Origin of the sequence: Bradyrhizobium sp. LA6.8, assembly GCF_040547935.1 — a bacterium.
In the GTDB taxonomy this organism is placed as follows: Bacteria; Pseudomonadota; Alphaproteobacteria; order Rhizobiales; family Xanthobacteraceae; genus Bradyrhizobium; species Bradyrhizobium barranii.
Window position 1 is genome coordinate 694,400 of record NZ_JBEPQQ010000003.1, and the last position, 17,342, is coordinate 711,741.

At 64.0% G+C, this 17,342-nt stretch carries 13 protein-coding genes and 1 tRNA gene; 6 read left to right on the forward strand and 8 right to left on the reverse strand.

Annotated elements, in window-relative coordinates:
• Positions 1 to 115 precede the first annotated feature (115 nt).
• On the reverse strand, positions 116 to 832 hold the full coding sequence (locus ABIA90_RS16930; RefSeq protein WP_354118020.1) for a cation efflux transmembrane domain-containing protein: 717 nt from the start codon (positions 830 to 832) through the stop codon (positions 116 to 118).
• Positions 833 to 1,019: 187 nt separating this feature from the next.
• Between ABIA90_RS16930 and ABIA90_RS16935 the strand changes: the two genes are divergently transcribed.
• The 5 genes from ABIA90_RS16935 to ABIA90_RS16955 are packed head-to-tail and all read left to right on the forward strand — an operon-like array spanning position 1,020 to position 7,869.
• Positions 1,020 to 1,382, forward strand: a complete 363-nt coding sequence (locus tag ABIA90_RS16935) for a hypothetical protein (RefSeq protein ID WP_354118019.1) — start codon at positions 1,020 to 1,022, stop codon at positions 1,380 to 1,382.
• Between the two features lie 55 nt (positions 1,383 to 1,437).
• Positions 1,438 to 2,712, forward strand: a complete 1,275-nt coding sequence (gene ihpA / locus ABIA90_RS16940; protein WP_354118018.1) for a divalent metal ion exporter subunit IhpA — start codon at positions 1,438 to 1,440, stop codon at positions 2,710 to 2,712.
• Positions 2,709 to 3,686, forward strand: coding sequence for a divalent metal ion exporter adaptor subunit IhpB (ihpB, locus tag ABIA90_RS16945; RefSeq protein WP_354118017.1), 978 nt, complete (start codon positions 2,709 to 2,711; stop codon positions 3,684 to 3,686). The genes ihpA and ihpB overlap by 4 nt, the downstream gene beginning before the upstream one ends.
• On the forward strand, positions 3,679 to 6,891 hold the full coding sequence (locus tag ABIA90_RS16950; RefSeq protein WP_354118016.1) for an efflux RND transporter permease subunit: 3,213 nt from the start codon (positions 3,679 to 3,681) through the stop codon (positions 6,889 to 6,891). The genes ihpB and ABIA90_RS16950 overlap by 8 nt, the downstream gene beginning before the upstream one ends.
• A gap of 3 nt (positions 6,892 to 6,894) precedes the next feature.
• Positions 6,895 to 7,869, forward strand: a complete 975-nt coding sequence (locus ABIA90_RS16955) for a cation diffusion facilitator family transporter (RefSeq protein ID WP_354118015.1) — start codon at positions 6,895 to 6,897, stop codon at positions 7,867 to 7,869.
• Positions 7,870 to 7,992: 123 nt separating this feature from the next.
• Here ABIA90_RS16955 and ABIA90_RS16960 read toward each other — a convergent pair whose 3' ends face one another.
• Positions 7,993 to 8,853: a class I SAM-dependent methyltransferase gene (locus ABIA90_RS16960; RefSeq protein WP_354118014.1), complete on the reverse strand. Its 861-nt coding sequence runs from the start codon at positions 8,851 to 8,853 to the stop codon at positions 7,993 to 7,995.
• Positions 8,854 to 9,033: 180 nt separating this feature from the next.
• Positions 9,034 to 9,225, reverse strand: coding sequence for a hypothetical protein (locus ABIA90_RS16965; RefSeq protein ID WP_014494837.1), 192 nt, complete (start codon positions 9,223 to 9,225; stop codon positions 9,034 to 9,036).
• Positions 9,226 to 9,658: 433 nt separating this feature from the next.
• On the opposite strand from ABIA90_RS16965, the gene ABIA90_RS16970 reads away from it, so the two are divergent.
• Positions 9,659 to 9,735 (forward strand) — tRNA-Val (locus ABIA90_RS16970).
• A 92-nt stretch (positions 9,736 to 9,827) separates the two neighbouring features.
• Here the strand turns inward: ABIA90_RS16970 and ABIA90_RS16975 are convergent.
• The 5 genes from ABIA90_RS16975 to tig form a co-directional block, all read right to left on the reverse strand.
• Complete coding sequence (locus ABIA90_RS16975) at positions 9,828 to 10,232, reverse strand: GFA family protein (RefSeq protein ID WP_354118013.1); 405 nt, start codon at positions 10,230 to 10,232, stop codon at positions 9,828 to 9,830.
• A 70-nt stretch (positions 10,233 to 10,302) separates the two neighbouring features.
• Positions 10,303 to 12,726: an endopeptidase La gene (gene lon / locus ABIA90_RS16980; protein ID WP_028149034.1), complete on the reverse strand. Its 2,424-nt coding sequence runs from the start codon at positions 12,724 to 12,726 to the stop codon at positions 10,303 to 10,305.
• A gap of 324 nt (positions 12,727 to 13,050) precedes the next feature.
• Positions 13,051 to 14,322 (reverse strand): ATP-dependent Clp protease ATP-binding subunit ClpX, encoded by a 1,272-nt coding sequence (gene clpX / locus ABIA90_RS16985; protein ID WP_014494834.1) that lies wholly within the window; start codon positions 14,320 to 14,322, stop codon positions 13,051 to 13,053.
• Between the two features lie 461 nt (positions 14,323 to 14,783).
• Positions 14,784 to 15,416 carry an ATP-dependent Clp protease proteolytic subunit gene (locus ABIA90_RS16990; protein WP_063982958.1) on the reverse strand — a complete coding sequence of 211 codons (633 nt, stop codon included), beginning with the start codon at positions 15,414 to 15,416 and terminating at the stop codon, positions 14,784 to 14,786.
• A 401-nt stretch (positions 15,417 to 15,817) separates the two neighbouring features.
• Complete coding sequence (gene tig, locus ABIA90_RS16995; RefSeq protein ID WP_063982957.1) at positions 15,818 to 17,179, reverse strand: trigger factor; 1,362 nt, start codon at positions 17,177 to 17,179, stop codon at positions 15,818 to 15,820.
• Positions 17,180 to 17,342 lie beyond the last annotated feature (163 nt).

Here is a 17,342-nt window from a genome sequence, read left to right on the forward strand (position 1 = left end):
GCGGGGCGCGTTAGCGCCTCAAGTCCCAAGGATGAGAATGTGAGCACAAAAGGCCTCAGCCGGTCAGCCCCGGGCTGGGGCCTTTCCGCGTTTGGATCGCGCGCAAAGGCAACCCTCAGGCAGTCACGGCAGCTTGCCCACCGCGATACTCTGCCCATGCTTGCCGCAAGATTTGCAGCGACGGGGTCAGGAAGATTCCAGCCATTACCGCGGCGACAGCCAGATCGGGCCATGCCGTCGCGGTTCCAAATACACCGATGGCAGCGACCATCACGATGACGTTGCCGATCGCGTCATTGCGCGAGCAGAGCCATACCGACCGCACATTGGCGTCGCCGTCCTTGTAGCGCGCGAGCAGGAGAACCGAGGTCAGGTTCGCTGCCAGCGCGGCCAGGCTCATCGCTCCCATCAGCTCCGCACGCGGGAGCCCCAGGACCAGGGTCTGATAGAGCGTTGACCCGAACACCCAGGCGGCCATGGCACTGAGCGACAACCCCTTGAACAACGCGGCGGTGGCACGCGTCTTGATGCTCGCGCCGATCACCGAAAGACTCAGGCCGTAGGTGACCGTATCGGCGAGGAAGTCGAGAGCGTCGGCCTTGAGAGCCTGGGAGCCGGCCAAATGGCCCGCCGCCATTTCACTCACGAACATCGTCGCGTTGATGGCGATGACGGTCCAGAGCACGCGCTTGTATCGCGGATCGAGCCCGTCGAAGACCGGAACGCCCGCCGAGCAGCAGTCGGCGCAGCCTGACGCGGCGACTTCCTCCACACGGGCTTTGGCGGCTTCCCCACAGCACGCATCATGCGAGCAGCAAGACTCTTCGGGCATTCCAAGCTCCCTCGCGGCGTTCCTATCTTACCATGGGACCGTAACGATGGCGATGAACGAACGACGCTGCTTGCAATCGCGTGGACACATGCGGGTGCGACGTTCAGTTCCGCACACGTAACATTATTGCGGGTCGACACTGTTCCGGTCGCCATGCTACGAACCCGGACGTAACCAGAGTGACTTCGTGACTGCGATCCGCCGCCCGATCAGATTGTTTCGCCTGCGCAACTGGCGCGGGCTGTTGGCTGCGTGTCTCGCAATCAGCTATCTGCTGTCGGGCGTGTTGCATACGTGCCAATGCCTGGACGTGACCAATCCGTTCGGCCAGCTGGAAATCGCTGCGTCGCCGGGACCCGATTCCGGAGATACGGATAGCAAGACGCTGGCAGCCCATCACTGTCATGGCTGTTTCTCGGTGGTCTTCGCGCAACTGCTGCTGCCTGACGCAATGTCGGAGTTGGTGGCCGCTTCAGATCCGCCTCGTCTGACTGTGCTTGCAGGCGTCGTGCCCGACACCGACTCTCCGCCCCCCAAACATCTGGCCTGAACTGATCAGCCGGGCGCCCGTGCGCCTACGATGCTATTGTTCACAGGTCACCTTCATGTCTTGCAGACGGACCGCCGCGCGCCTGGCGTGCGCGATGGCGATTTTCGTCAGCCCCTGGCTGACGCAGCACGCCCACGCCCAGACCCTGTCCATGCGCGCCGCGCTGTCGCGCGCGCTGGCCGCGAGCCCGCGGCTCACCGCGGCGGAGCGCGACGTCGGCATCGCCACGGGTCAGCGCATCCAGGCCGGCGCGCTGCTCAATCCGGAACTGTCCTATGAACAGGACAATTCGTTCGGGTCGGGCATCTATCGCGGCACGAGATCGGCCGAGACCACGCTCCAGATCAGCCAGGCCTTCGAGCTGTTCGGCAAGCGTGATGCGCGGATCGCCGCGGGGGCCGCCGGCATCGAGGTGGCCGCGATCCAGCGCAAGGCGGTCAGGCTGGAGGTGCTGTCGGAGACTGCGATCGCCTTCCTCAGCGTGCTCGGCGCGCAGCGGCGCATCCAGATCCTCGACGAGCAGATCGCCGCGATCGACCGGCTGACGCCGCTGCTGCGCCGCCGCGTCGAGGCCGGCGCCTCCTCGCCGGCCGAGACCGGCCGCGCCGAGGTCGCGTCCGCCCTGGTGAAGGCCGACCGCGAACGCTTCAAGGCAACGCTGGCGAGCGCCCGGCGCGAGCTTGCGGTGCTGATGGGGGATCCCGCGGCAAAGTTCGGCGAGGTCTCCGGCCGGCTCGATACCACGGGAAAGACGCCGACGTTCCAGTCGGTCGTGGCCGCCATCGATGCCAATCCGCAGCTGGTGCGCTGGACGGCGGTGTATGCCCAGCGCAACGCCGAGCTGTTGATGGCGCGCTTAAGGCCCTATCCCGATGTGCGGATCGCGGCGGGATGGCGCCATTTCAACGAGACCAATGACGACGCGGTGCGCCTTACCGTCTCGGTGCCGATTCCCGTGTTCGACCAGAACCAGGGCAATATCCTCTCGGCGCAGGAAAGCCTCGCCAAGACCAGGGCCGAGCGCGAGGCCAACCGCAACACGCTGATCGTTGTCGCCGGCCGCGCCTACGACTCGCTCCAGGGCTCGCTCCGCGAGCTCGCGGTGCTGCGCGAGACCGCGATTCCGAAAGCCACAGAAGCCTCGGAGGCGATCGCGCAGGGCTACGGCCAGGGCCGCTTCTCCCTGCTCGAAGTGCTCGACGCCCAGGCGAGCGTTACGCAAGCGCGCCTGCGCGAGCAGGAGGCACTGCAGAACTTCCATGCCGGCGTTGCGACCATCGAAGGCCTCGTCGGCAATCCCTTTGCGCTGGCCCGGGAGAGCGCGCGATGAAGACATCCTCCACCATCCTGATCGCCATCGTGGCCGCAGCACTCGGCGCCTACGGCTATTCCCTGCTCGCCCCTGCCGGGGTCACGCACACCGAGCATGCCGCGGACAAGAAGCCGGAGAAGCCGAACGACCATGTCGAGCAGGACGAGCATGGCGCCGACCGCATCCGCATCTCCGACGTCAAGCTGGCGGCCGCCGGTGTCACGCTGGCGGAGGCCGGGAGTGCGACGCTGACCGATACGCTGTCCTTCAACGGCATCTTGCGCGCCAACCAGGAAGCCGTTGTGCAGGTGACACCGCGCTTTCCGGGGGTCGCCAAATCGATCCAGAAGCGCATCGGCGACAGGGTCGGCAAGGACGATCTGCTCGCCGCGATCGAGAGCAACCAGAGCCTCACCGTCTACGAGCTCAAGGCGCCGATCGCCGGCACCATCATCGAGCGGCAGATCTCGCTCGGCGAATACGTCTCCGAGCAGAAGCCGGCCTTCGTGGTCGCCGACCTCTCGACGATCTGGGTCGACCTGTCGATCTACCGGCAGGACCTCCGGCGCGTTCGCCTCAATGACGAGGTGCTGATCGATCCCGACGACGGCCGCGGCGAGATCAAGGGCACGATCGCCTACATGGCGCCGATCGGCAGTAGCGAGACCCAGACCGCGCTCGCCCGCGTGGTGCTGCCAAATCCGGACGGGCGCTTGCGTCCCGGCCTGTTCGTCACGGCGCGGCTTGTGCTCGCAAAACGTCACGTCGCCGTGGCGGTACGCACAGGGGCGATCCAGATGCTGGAGAATAAGACGGTCGTGTTCGTCCGCGAAGACGACGACAAGATCGAGGCCCGCCCCGTGGAAACAGGCGATTCCGATGCGAAGTTCGTGGAGATCCGTGCAGGCCTCTCGGCCGGCGAACGCTACGTCGCCGAGAACAGCTTCGTGGTGAAGGCGGAGATGGGCAAGGGAGAGGCCGACCATGATTGACGCCCTCCTCGCCCTCGCCATCCGCCAGCGCTGGATGGTCATCCTCATCACACTCGCGGTCGGCGCCTTCGGCGCCTGGAACTTCACGCGTCTGCCGATCGATGCCGTGCCTGATGTCACGAACGTCCAGGTCCAGATCAACACCCGTGCGCCCGGTCTATCGCCGCTCGAATCCGAGCAGCGGATCACCTTTCCGATCGAGACCGCGATGGGTGGCCTGCCCAAGCTCGAATATACCCGGTCGATCTCGCGCTACGGCCTCAGCCAGGTCACCGTCGTGTTCCAGGACGGCACCGATATCTATTTCGCACGCCAGCTCGTCAACGAGCGCATCCAGCAGGCACGCGACCAGTTGCCGGCCGGCGTCGAAGTTGCGATGGGGCCGATCTCGACCGGTCTCGGCGAGATCTACGTCTACTCGGTGGAAGCCAAGCCGGGCGCGAAATCTCCGACCGGCCTCGAATTCACGCCGACGGAATTGCGTACCATCCAGGACTGGATCATCAAGCCGCAATTGCGCACCATCCCCGGCGTGATCGAGGTCAACTCGATCGGCGGCTACGAGCGGCAATTCCACGTGCTGCCGATCCCCGCCCGTCTGATGGCCTACAAGCTCGGTTTCCGCGACATCATGACGGCGCTGACCGCCAACAACGCCAATGTCGGCGCTGGCTATATCGAGCGCAACGGCGAGCAATATCTCGTCCGAGCGCCCGGCCAGGTCGCCAATATCGACGACATCAAGGACATCGTGATCGGCTCGCGTGGCGGGGTGCCGGTACGTATCCGTGACGTCGCCGACGTGCAGGAAGGGCACGAGCTCCGCATGGGCGCGGCGTCAGCCAACGGCAAGGAGACCGTGCTCGGCACCACCATGCTGCTGATCGGCGAGAACAGCCGCACCGTAGCCCAGCGCGTGGCGGCTCGACTCAACGAGATCGCAAAATCGCTGCCTGAGGGCGTGATCGCGCACGCGGTTTACGACCGCACGCATCTGGTGGAAGCCACCATCGAGACCGTCGAGAAGAACCTCGTCGAGGGCGCGGCGCTGGTGATTGCAGTGCTGTTCCTGATCCTCGGCAACATCCGCGCCGCCCTGATCACCACCTGTGTCATTCCCCTCTCGATGCTGTTTACGATATCAGGCATGGTCGAAAGCAAGGTCAGCGCCAATTTGATGAGCCTGGGCGCGATCGATTTCGGCATCATCGTCGACGGCGCAGTCATCATCGTCGAAAACTGTTTGCGGCTGCTCGCCGTCGAGCAGAGCCGGCGCGGACGGCTGCTGTCGCTGGAGGAACGGCTGGAGACGATTCACGCGGGCGCGCGCGAGGTCATCAAGCCGAGCCTGTTCGGCACGTTGATCATCGCGGTCGTCTATCTCCCGGTCCTCACCCTGACGGGCACCGAGGGCAAGATGTTCACGCCGATGGCGCTGACCGTGCTGATGGCGCTCGCGGGCGCGGCGCTGCTGTCGGTCACGTTCGTCCCGGCTGCGGTGGCGATCTTCGTCACCGGCAAGGTCTCGGAGAAGGAGAACATCTTCATGCGGGCGGCAAAACGGTTCTATTTGCCGCTGCTCGAGCGTGCCATCCGCTACCGTGGCAGCGTCGCGTTTGGTGCCGTCCTGATCGTCGCCGGCAGCATCTTCGCCGCGACGCGCATGGGCGGCGAGTTCATCCCGAGCTTGGACGAAGGCGACATTACCATCGAGACCATCCGAATTCCCGGCACCAGCCTGACCCAGAGCGCCGACATGCAGATTCGGCTGGAGAAGGCGGTCAAGCAGGTTCCAGAGGTGGCGACGGTCTTCTCCAAGATGGGCACCGCCGAAATCGCCAACGATCCGATGCCGCCGAATGTCGCCGACACCTTCGTGACGCTGAAGCCGCGTGAGGAATGGCCCGACCCCGCCAAGCCGAAGAACGAGGTGATCGAGGACATCGAGCGCACCGCCAACACCCTGCCCGGCACGGCCTATGCGATGACCCAACCGATCCAGATGCGCTTCAACGAGCTGATCGCCGGTATCCGCAGCGATGTTGGCGTCAAGATCTTCGGTGACGATCTCGACGTGCTGGCCGGCATCGCCCAACAGGTCAACGGCGTGGTCCGCGGCATCGAGGGCGCCGCCGACGTGAAGACCGAGCAGGTCGCAGGCCTGCCGATCCTCACCGTCAAGCTCGACCGCCAAGCGTTGTCGCGTTACGGACTCAGTCTCAGCGAGGTGCAGAACCTGGTCGAGATCGCGATCGGCGGCAAGCCGGTCGGAAAGCTGTTCGAGGGCGATCGCCGCTTCGACATCGTGGTGCGGCTGCCGGAAAACCTGCGTGCCAACCCCGACACGATCAAATCGCTGCCGATCCCGCTGCCGCCGGGCGACAATGTCCCCGCCGTCACCAAGACCGCCTGGCCAAGTGCATCGGGCTCGACGCTCCGCTACGTGCCCCTGTCCTCGGTTGCGACGATCGAGATCGCGCCCGGCCCCAACCAGATCAGCCGCGAGAACGGCAAGCGCCGCGTGGTGGTGATGGCCAACGTTCGCGGGCGCGACCTGCGCTCCTTCGTCGCCGAGGCCCAAGAGGCGGTGGCCGAGAAGGTCAAGCTGCCGCCCGGCTATTGGATCGGCTGGGGCGGACAGTTCGAGCAGCTGGTCTCCGCCACCAAGCGGCTGACGATCGTGGTGCCGGTGGCGCTGTTGCTGGTGTTCCTGCTGCTGTTCATGGGCATGGGATCGGCGGCGGATGCGGCGCTGGTGTTCTCCGGCGTGCCGCTGGCGCTGACCGGCGGGGTCGCCGCGCTGTTGCTGCGCGGTATTCCCTTATCGATCAGTGCCGGTGTCGGCTTCATCGCATTGTCGGGCGTGGCCGTTCTCAACGGCCTCGTCATCATCGCCTTCATCGAACGCCTGCGCAGCGAGGGGCACCCCGTTGCCGACGCGGTGCGCGAGGGTGCGCTGACGCGGCTGCGCCCGGTGCTGATGACCGCCCTGGTCGCCTCCCTCGGCTTCGTGCCGATGGCGCTCGCCACCGGCGCCGGCGCCGAGGTGCAGCGTCCGCTGGCGACCGTGGTGATCGGCGGCATCATCTCCTCGACCGTGCTGACGCTGCTGGTGCTGCCGGCGCTCTATGCGCTGTTCCGGCGTGACGGGGCTGCCGAAACGCCTACAATGGCGCCTGATTTGGCGGCGTCCGGGGAGCGCTAGATTTTGGGCAGCCACGACCATCACGGTCATCACCACCATGATCATGCCGGCCACGGGCATGATCACGGGCATAACCACGGTTCTGGCCACGCGCATGTCCATGCGCCCGCCAATTTCGGCACGGCATTCGCGATCGGCATTTCGCTCAACACCGCGCTGGTCGTGGCCGAGGCGATCTACGGCTATATCGGCAACTCCACCGCCCTGCTCGCCGATGCCGGCCATAACCTCAGCGACGTGCTCGGCCTGGTCGTGGCCTGGTGCGCATCGATCGCGGCACGGCGCGCGCCGAGCGGCCGCTTCACCTATGGCTTTCGCGCCTCCACCATCCTGGCGGCGCTGGCGAACGCGGTGTTCCTGCTGGTCGCAACAGGGGCGATCGGCTGGGAGGCGATCTTGCGGCTGCGCGAGCCGGAGCCGGTCGCGGGCGTCACGGTGATGGTGGTCGCCGGCATCGGCATCCTCATCAATGGTTTTACGGCCATGCTGTTCGCGCGCGGACGCAAGGACGACATCAACATCGAAGGCGCCTATCTGCACATGGCGGCCGACGCCGCGGTCTCGCTCGGCGTCGTGGTCTCGGCGGCGCTGATCATCTGGACCGGCTGGCTCTGGCTCGATCCCGTCACCAGCCTCGTCATCTGCGCCACCATCCTCTGGAGCACCACCAGCCTGCTGCGCGGCTCCATCGACATGTCGATGGCGGCGGCGCCGAAGGGCACTGACATCGCCGCGATCAAGGTCTTTCTGCTGGAGCGGCCCGGCGTCTCGGGAATCCACGATCTCCACGTCTGGCCGATCTCGACCACCGAGACGGCGCTGACCTGCCATCTCGTGATGCCCACCGGGGCCGGCGATGCATTCCTGATGGAAACGGCGCAGCAGCTGAAGGCGTCCTTCCGCATCGGCCACACCACGCTCCAGATCGAGACGCATCCGGACAACGGCTGCGCGCTGGCGCCGGATGATGTGGTGTAGGACTCACAGGCCCATCCACGCCGTCATTGCGAGGAGCGAAGCGACGAAGCAATCCAGACTGTCTCCGCGGAGGCAGTCTGGAGTGCTTCGCTACGCTCGCAATGACGGTGGATAGGGCGTCGCCTACGCCGCCTTCGCCGTGACGATCCAGATCGCGCCCTGCAGTGCTACGCTCTGCCCCTTCATGAACGGCGCCAGCATCTCGCGGATCGAAGCTTTTGCGGCAGCATATGTCTCCGGCGGATGGCCTTGCAGCGCGCGGCTGGCGGGGCCGATCTGGAGCGAGCCCTCGACCGCGGCATCAAGCCCACCGCCGATTGCGACATCCATCGCGAGATTATGCGGCTCCATCGCCACGTCCACGAATCCCGCGCCCTTGAGGATGCGCGTCACGCGCTCCTCTGAGGCGAAGGCGAACGGGCCCGGTTCTTCCGGCCCGACCGGCGGCATCTTCGGGACATGTTTGTAGACCGCCATCAGCGGCGCCATCATCCACGGGTTTTCCTTCGGCTCGCGCCAGCAGGCGAAGGCGAGCCGTCCGGTCGGCTCCAGCGCGCGGCGGAGGTTGGTGAAGGACGCAATGGGATCGGCGAAGAACATGACGCCGAAGCGCGAGGCGAGCAGATCAAAGCTCGCCGGCTCGAACGGATGCACCGTCGCATCCGCCAGCACGAAATCGAGCGGCAGGCCTTTTGGCGCAAACGCGCGCGCCTGCGACAGCATGGGATCGGAGACGTCGAGGCCGAGCACGAAGCCATCGGGCGCGACAGCCTTCGCGAACGCGAACGTCGTCGCACCGGAGCCGCAGCCGACATCGAGCACGCGCTCGCCCGGCTTCGGCCTGGCGCGGTCGATCAGCACGTCGGCGATGGGTCCGAGCAAGCTTTCCTGGGCAGCGTGCCGATCGGCCCAGCGCTGCCCGCTCGGACCGTTCCAATAGGCGATCTGGTCGGCATTCTCTGCGTGTCCGCTTGGCTGTTCCATGGATCCCCTCCGGCAGCTTGGTCGAAAGACCCCGATGCCGAAAAGCAAGGACGCCGTCAACTGAGGCGGCCTGTTCGGTCCACCTGTCAGCGAGACGTTCTTGCGTTCACGCCGCACGACACGGCGTCAGAGGTTGACGGACCGCTGAGGTCTTCAACTGCCGACCTGCGCTACGCCGGATCATTCGGCCGCGAGCGAAACTCCGGTTCGCTTGGCGAGGACGCGGCGAAAGTCGGCTGCCAGCTCGTCGTAATAGTTGGCAAGCTCCTCGTAGAAGGCCCGACCGGCCTCATCAGGAGCTTCTTGAGCCGCTTTCATGCAGTGGGCGGCTTTCGACTCGTACCTTTCCAGCTTGATGCGAAGATCACTCATCACGGCGATACTCCACGCTGCCACAGGGAGCCGTAACGTTGGTTCGGATGGCGATCAAAAAGATGACCGAAAAAGGGCAATTTTGGACCCTTGGAGGGCGGCTCGTGGGCGTCCGATGCCAGGCGCAACGAGGCAGGACAGCCGCCAGCGGCCAAATCGGCGCGCCGTCAACCGGAACTACCAAATTGGAATGATGGAGCCGCGGCGGCTCATGCGTCGCGCTTCGCGCAAACACGCCCGGCAACAATGTCGGTAGATGAGGTCCAGCAGAGCACACATTGGCCACCCCTCCATCGTGATTTGCGGTGGACATTGGCCGACTCGCGGGCGGACGCCTGTGACAATCATCACAAAGGCGGTCTTGCTCGAGCCCTGTTTGCGATGCGTTCGGGCCTTGCTCGAACACCCGCGGGAGGGCTAAAGAGGCGCCTTGGGGCGGTTAGCTCAGCTGGTTAGAGCATCTCGTTTACACCGAGAGGGTCCGCGGTTCGAATCCGTGACCGCCCACCAGCCTGCGCTCGCGCAGCGACGCAGGCTGCCACGCCGAATCCCAACGGGCGAAGGCGGGCTTTTTGCGGCGAGCTTCGGCTTGGCAAGCCAGCCTAATCCCCCGGCCTCCCCGGCAGCAGCGGCACCGCGTCGATCCACACCGCCGCCGACTGGCACCAGATCTGCCTGACGGGCCGCAATTTATCGCGCTGGCGGATTGAGCCCCAGCGGATGCCCCAATCGTCGGCCGGATCACCCTCGCCGCTGGTGAACAGCGGGGAACCGCAGTCGGCGCAGAAGTGCTGGAAACGCATCCGGCCGTTGTCGCCGCGCTTGCCGTAGACTTTTGGCGCGCCGCTGGTCAGCCTGACGTCGGCCTTGGTGCAGATCGCGGTCACCCGGAACGGCGATCCCGTCAGGGCCTGGCAGTCCCGGCAATGGCAGACCGACACCGTCTCGGGGTCGATCTCGGCCTCAAAGGTGATCTGCCCGCAATGGCACTGCCCGTCGATCTGCATCGCCCTGATCCCCTGCCCCCAAAACAAAAACGGCGCCCGAAGGCGCCGTTTTATCATCTTTCGCTGAACCTTAGTGAGCGGTCAGTCCGCCGGCGGCCTCGTCCCCGTCCGGCTTCACCGTCACCTTGGTATCTTCTTCCCAGACGATCGGCACCGGCTTCTTCACCAGCGCCTTGGCGACGACGTCGTCCAGACGCGACACCGGGATGATCTCCATGCCGCCCTTGATCGCATCGGAAATCTCCGTGAGATCCTTGGCGTTATCCTCGGGGATCAGCACCGTCTTGATGCCGCCGCGGGCAGCGGCCAGCAGCTTCTCCTTCAAGCCGCCGATCGGCAACACACGGCCGCGCAGCGTGATCTCGCCGGTCATCGCGACATCGTGGCGGACCGGAATGCCGGTCATGACCGAGATGATCGCGGTGGCCATCGCCACGCCCGCCGACGGACCGTCCTTCGGCGTCGCGCCTTCCGGCACGTGCACGTGGATGTCGCGCCGGTCGAACAGCGGCGGCTCGATGCCGTAGACGATCGCACGCGAGCGCACGTAGGACGCCGCCGCCGAGATCGATTCCTTCATCACGTCGCGCAGATTGCCCGTGACCGTCATCTTGCCCTTGCCGGGCATCATGACGCCTTCGATCGTCAACAGCTCGCCGCCGACATCGGTCCAGGCCAGGCCCGTGACGATACCGACCTGCGGCTCGCTCTCGATCTCGCCGAAGCGGTACTTCGGCACGCCGAGCAACTCTTCCAGAGTCTTCTCGGTGACCTTGACCGACTTCTTCTTGGAGATCATCAGCTCCTTCACCGCCTTGCGGGCGAGTGTGGAGAGTTCACGCTCCAGATTACGCACGCCCGCTTCGCGGGTGTAGCGGCGGATCAACAGCAGCAGCGCGTCGTCGTCGATCGAGAACTCCTTGGAGTCCAAGCCGTGCTTGGACACCGCGTTCGGGATCAGATGCTTGCGCGCGATCTCGACCTTCTCGTTCTCGGTGTAGCCCGCGATCCGGATGATCTCCATGCGGTCCATCAGCGGTCCCGGAATATTGAGCGTATTCGCGGTCGTGATGAACATCACGTTGGACAGATCGTAGTCGACCTCGAGGTAGTGGTCGTTGAAGGTCCCGTTCTGCTCGGGATCGAGGACCTCGAGCAGCGCCGAAGACGGATCGCCGCGGAAATCGGCGCCCATCTTGTCGATCTCGTCCAGCAGGAACAGCGGATTGGACGACTTCGCCTTCCGCATCGACTGGATGATCTTGCCGGGCATCGACCCGATATAGGTGCGGCGGTGACCGCGGATCTCGGCCTCGTCGCGCACGCCGCCGAGCGAGACGCGCACGAATTCGCGCCCGGTCGCCTTCGCGATCGACTTGCCGAGCGAGGTCTTGCCGACGCCGGGAGGTCCGACGAGGCAGAGGATCGGTCCGGTCAGCTTGTTGGCGCGTGACTGCACCGCGAGATACTCGACGATACGGTCCTTGACCTTCTCCAGCCCGTAGTGATCGGCATCCAGAACCGCCTGCGCCGATTCCAGATCCTTCTTCACCTTGGACTTCTTGTTCCACGGGATCGACAGCAGCCAATCCAGATAGTTGCGCACGACGGTCGCTTCCGCGGACATCGGCGACATCTGGCGCAGCTTCTTCAATTCATGCTGCGCCTTCTCGCGCGCTTCCTTGGAGAGCTTGGTCTTGGAGATCTTCTCTTCGAGATCGGCGAGTTCGTCGCGACCGTCGTCGTCGCCGAGCTCCTTCTGGATCGCCTTCATCTGCTCGTTGAGATAATACTCGCGCTGGGTCTTCTCCATCTGGCGCTTGACGCGCGAGCGGATGCGCTTCTCGACCTGCAGCACCGAGATCTCGCTCTCCATCAGGCCCAGCACCTTCTCGAGGCGCGTGGTGACCGACAGCGTCTCCAGGATTTGCTGGCGATCCGCGATCTTGACGGCGAGATGCGAGGCAACGGTGTCGGCGAGCTTGGCGAAATCGGTGATCGCCTGCACGACCCCGACGACCTCGGCCGAGATCTTCTTGTTGAGCTTCACATAGCTCTCGAAATCGGACACGACCGAGCGCGACAGTGCCTCCGCCTCGACCGATTTCGCATCGGTGTCGGCGAGCGCAATCGCGGTCGCTTCGTAGTACTCGCTGCGATCGGTGTACTTCTGCACGCGCGCACGCTCGAGCCCTTCGACCAGCACCTTCACGGTGCCGTCGGGAAGCTTCAAGAGCTGAAGCACGCTGGCGAGCGTACCGGTCTCGTAAATGGCGTCGGGCGCCGGATCATCGTCGGACGCGTTTTTCTGCGTCGCGAGCATGATCAGCGCGTCGTTCTTCATCACCTCTTCGAGCGCGCGGATCGACTTCTCGCGACCGACGAAGAGCGGAACGATCATGTGCGGGAAGACGACGATGTCGCGCAGCGGCAGCACGGGATAGGCGTGCGTTTCGCCATGGACGATGGTTGGCCGGGGTTTTGGATTAGTCATGGCCTTTTCCTTTTGCTTTACCCCCTTGCACGCAGCCCGCCATGCTCATGCGCAACCGCCACAAGGTGCCGAGGTGATCCACAAAACCGGCCTACCATTCTAAGGTTGGACCGGGCTTGCCGGATCGGAACTGAGGCGAATCTTGAAGAGAATTTTCGCTCGCCGTCGACATTAGGTGGCTATCGACCGGGGGGGTGTCAAGTCATTGAAAGACGCGCGCCATCAGGCGCTTACGCACGCGTATAAGCGACGCAACATCGGCTGCGGAGAACCATTCCGCAGCCGCTACTATCAAAGACGATTGGAGCGTTCCAGCGCCGTAAATCAGGCGCTGGCGTTCTCGACGGCGCGATCGGACCGATCGGCGTAGATGTAGAGCGGACGGGCCGTACCTTCCACGACTTCGCGCGAAATCACGACTTCTTCCACACCTTCCAGGCCCGGCAGGTCGAACATGGTCTCGAGCAGGATCGCCTCGAGGATCGAACGCAGACCACGCGCGCCGGTCTTGCGCTCGATCGCCTTGCGGGCGACCGCGCCAAGCGCCTCGTCGGCGAAGGTCAGCTCGATGTTCTCCATTTCGAACAGCCGCTGGTACTGTTTCACCAGCGCGTTCTTCGGCTCGGTGAGGATCTTCTTCAGCGAGGTCTCGTCCAGATCCTCGAGCGTCGCCACGACCGGCAGACGCCCGACGAATTCGGGGATGAGACCGTACTTCAGGAGGTCCTCAGGCTCGACGTGGCGGAAGATCTCGCCGGTACGGCGATCCTCCGGCGCGAGCACCTGGGCGGCGAAGCCGATCGAGGTCGACCGCCCGCGCGCCGAGATGATCTTCTCGAGGCCGGCGAACGCACCGCCGCAGATGAACAGGATGTTGGTGGTATCCACCTGCAGGAACTCCTGCTGAGGATGCTTGCGGCCGCCCTGCGGCGGGACCGAAGCCACCGTGCCTTCCATGATCTTCAGCAGCGCCTGCTGCACGCCCTCACCCGACACGTCGCGCGTGATCGAGGGATTGTCGGACTTGCGGCTGATCTTGTCGATTTCGTCGATGTAGACGATGCCGCGCTGGGCGCGCTCGACATTGTAGTCGGCGGCCTGGAGCAGCTTCAGGATGATGTTCTCGACGTCCTCGCCGACATAGCCGGCTTCGGTCAGCGTCGTGGCATCGGCCATCGTGAACGGCACGTCCAGGATGCGGGCGAGCGTCTGCGCGAGCAGCGTCTTGCCCGAACCGGTCGGACCGATCAGCAGGATGTTCGACTTCGCGAGCTCAACGTCGTTGTGCTTGGTCTGGTGGTTGAGGCGCTTGTAGTGATTGTGCACCGCGACCGACAGGACCTTCTTCGCATGGCTCTGGCCGATGACGTAATCGTCCAGGACCTTGCAGATTTCCTTCGGCGTCGGAATGCCGTCGCGCGACTTCACGAGCGAGGATTTGTTTTCCTCGCGGATGATGTCCATGCAGAGCTCAACGCACTCGTCGCAGATGAAGACCGTGGGACCCGCGATCAGTTTGCGGACTTCGTGCTGGCTCTTGCCGCAGAACGAGCAATACAGTGTGTTCTTGGAGTCGCTCGTGCCGACCTTACTCATTCATGTCTCCGTCCGCGGTTCGATCCCGCTCCGCTCGATCGCTCCATTCCGGCACGCATGCCGTATGAAGTTCAAATAGAGCAAATTCCGTACCAAAAAAGACCCTACGCGTTACATCCCGTGCGAATCACGGTCACTCGATTCTCCGCGATCATAGCCGATCAATCGTAGCCAACCATGCTGTCACCCGACTATCAAGAATTCGCTAATCGAGGGGGCGCTGGCTACCCGTGACAATACCGTGATTTCACGTCTTGGCACGGACGAAGTGATCGAAATCGCCCCGGAGTTGCTGGATTGCCACGAAAAACAAGCACGAAAGCGGAACTTTCTGCCTGTCGCGGGGCGCAAGACTGTTTTTTGCGCCGCCGCGTAGTGCGCCGTTAACGTGAACGTCGCCCTGACGATCCCGAGAAATCCCCATAGGTATTCCAGGGATCGATGTTGCAGCCCCGTTCGCGTTACTGCGGTTTCGCCGCCGGCTCTTCGGCGCGCTTGTCGATGACCCTGTCGACCAGGCCGAACTCCTTGGCGTCGTTCGCGGTCAGGAACTTGTCGCGTTCCAGCGCGTCCTCGATCGTCTTGTAGGTCTGACCGGTGTGCTTCACGTAGATCTCGTTGAGCCGCTTCTTCAGGTTCAGGATTTCCTGCGCGTGCAGCATGATGTCGGTGGCCTGGCCCTGGAAGCCACCGGAGGGCTGATGCACCATGATGCGCGCGTTCGGCAGCGAGAAGCGCATGTCCTTCTCGCCGGCGCAGAGCAGCAGCGAGCCCATCGAGGCGGCCTGGCCCGTGCACAGCGTCGAGACCGGCGGGCGGATGAACTGCATGGTGTCGTAGATCGCGAGGCCCGACGTCACCACGCCGCCCGGCGAGTTGATGTACATCGAGATTTCCTTCTTCGGATTTTCCGCTTCAAGGAACAGGAGCTGCGCGACCACCAGCGTCGACATGCCGTCCTCGACCGGCCCGGTCAGGAAAATGATGCGCTCCTTCAACAGGCGCGAGAAGATGTCGTAGGCGCGCTCGCCACGGTTGGTCTGCTCGACCACCATGGGCACGAGGTTCATGTAGGTTTCAACCGGATCGCGCATGAGTCACCTAGGGTTTTAGGAGGCGGACATTGCCAGTCTTGGCTGCCAGTTTGGCTGGATTTGCCGGAAGGCCGATGGACGCCAGTGATGCAGGAAGTGGGTAGAGGTAGAACGCTTGGTATAAGACTTGGGTACAGGGCGTACCGACAGATATAGCCCAATTCGCGCCAGACAAGTGCGGAGCGAATTAAGGCTTAATCCACGGGGCACTTGAAGCTGATTCTCGCAAACAGGCCCAGCCAGCCAGTTGGCTAGCCGGGCCCCTTTGCTGATCATCCTTAATGGAAGGCTTTCCTAGAGCCCCGTTCCGATGGAATCGGAACGGGGCTCTTGATTCCAAGTTTGACGCGTTTTCTTTACGCGAACCGGTATCCACTTCGCTCGAAAACGCTCTAGAGCCTTCAGGCTGCGGTCTTTTCCGCGTCCTCGTCCTTGTACAGGTCCTCGCGCGAGACCTTCTTCTCGGTCACGTTGGCGAGCTCGAGGATGAAGTCGACGACCTTGTCCTCGTAGATCGGTGCACGAAGCTGGGCCAACGCCTGGGCGTTGCTGCGGTAATAGTCCCAGACTTCCTTCTCGCGGCCCGGCATCGAGCGAGCGCGCTCGATCACGGCGCGGCCGACCTCGTCGTCGGTCACGGTGATCTTGTTCTTCTCGCCGATCTCGGACAGCACGAGGCCGAGCCGAACGCGGCGGTCGGCGATCTTGCGGTACTCGTCCTTGGCCTTGTCTTCGGTGGTATCCTCGTCCGCGAAGGTCTTGCCGGCCGAATCCATCTCGGCCTTGACCGAGTTCCACATCAGATTGAACTCCTCGTCGACGAGCGACGGCGGCGCTTCGAAGCGATGCGCCTCGTCGAGGCGGTCGAGCAGCGCACGCTTGACGCGCTGGCGCGTCGCGCCGGCGAACTCGGCAGCCAGACGCTCGCGCGCGGCTTCCTTCAGCTTGTCCAGCGATTCGAGACCAAGCGTCTTGGCGAACTCGTCGTCGATCGCAACGTCCTGCGGCGCCTCGATCGAGGTCGCGGTGGTCTCGAACTCGGCCGGCTGTCCGGCGAGCTTGTCGTTCATGTAGTTCTTGGGGAACGACACTTTCAGCGTGCGCGTCTCGCCCGCGCCGATGCCGGTGAGCTGCTCCTCGAAACCGGGGATGAAGGTATTGGAACCGATCGCGACCTGGATGCCCTCGCCGGTGCCGCCCTCGAAGACTTCGCCGTTGATGGTGCCCTTGAAGTTGATGGTGACGCGGTCGCCCGACTCGGCCTTGGCGCCCTCGGCCTTGGCCGCATAGCCGCGGTTGCTGTCGGCGATGCGCTTGATGGCCTCGTCGACGTCGGTGTCGGACACGTCAGCGACGGGCTTCTCGACCTGGAAGCTCTTGAAGTCGGCGAGCGCGATCGCGGGCACCACTTCGATCGCGACCGTGTAGGTCAGATCGGTCTTGCCGTTGAGCAGTTCCTCGACCTCGGCCTGCTCGCTCGGCATGGTGATCTTCGGCTCGGTCGCAAGCTTGAAGCCACGGTCGGAGAACAGCTGCGTGTTGGTGTCGCGGATGGTCTGGTCAATGGTCTCGGCCATCACCGAGCGGCCATAGACCTTCTTCAGGTGAGCGACCGGCACCTTGCCGGGGCGGAAGCCGTTGATGCGGACCTTGTCCTTGAGATCGACGAGTTTGGCACCAGCCTTGGCGTCGAGATCAGACGCGGGAACGCTGATCTTGAACTCGTGCTTCAAACCTTCCGAGAGGGTTTCTGTGACCTGCATGGCGTCCAATCTTCTTCTCGCTCGGCCCCGGCACGCATGCGTCGGGACGCTGTCATTAATCGAACCAGCGCGAGGCAAGACGCCTCAACGCCGGTGGTTCATCGGACCACTTCCGCCGGAAACACTCCGTGAGGAAGCAGCCCTTCGGTAATCCGTGCAAACG

Excerpts from the sequence above, each read along its gene's own strand:
- ABIA90_RS16930 (WP_354118020.1), bottom strand. The coding sequence starts at position 832 with ATGCCCGAAGAGTCTTGCTGCTCGCATGATGCGTGCTGTGGGGAAGCC.
- ihpA (WP_354118018.1), top strand. The coding sequence starts at position 1,438 with ATGTCTTGCAGACGGACCGCCGCGCGCCTGGCGTGCGCGATGGCGATT.
- ihpB (WP_354118017.1), top strand. The coding sequence starts at position 2,709 with ATGAAGACATCCTCCACCATCCTGATCGCCATCGTGGCCGCAGCACTC.
- ABIA90_RS16950 (WP_354118016.1), top strand. The coding sequence starts at position 3,679 with ATGATTGACGCCCTCCTCGCCCTCGCCATCCGCCAGCGCTGGATGGTC.
- ABIA90_RS16960 (WP_354118014.1), bottom strand. The coding sequence starts at position 8,853 with ATGGAACAGCCAAGCGGACACGCAGAGAATGCCGACCAGATCGCCTAT.
- ABIA90_RS16965 (WP_014494837.1), bottom strand. The coding sequence starts at position 9,225 with ATGAGTGATCTTCGCATCAAGCTGGAAAGGTACGAGTCGAAAGCCGCC.
- ABIA90_RS16975 (WP_354118013.1), bottom strand. The coding sequence starts at position 10,232 with ATGCAGATCGACGGGCAGTGCCATTGCGGGCAGATCACCTTTGAGGCC.
- lon (WP_028149034.1), bottom strand. The coding sequence starts at position 12,726 with ATGACTAATCCAAAACCCCGGCCAACCATCGTCCATGGCGAAACGCAC.
- clpX (WP_014494834.1), bottom strand. The coding sequence starts at position 14,322 with ATGAGTAAGGTCGGCACGAGCGACTCCAAGAACACACTGTATTGCTCG.
- ABIA90_RS16990 (WP_063982958.1), bottom strand. The coding sequence starts at position 15,416 with ATGCGCGATCCGGTTGAAACCTACATGAACCTCGTGCCCATGGTGGTC.
- tig (WP_063982957.1), bottom strand. The coding sequence starts at position 17,179 with ATGCAGGTCACAGAAACCCTCTCGGAAGGTTTGAAGCACGAGTTCAAG.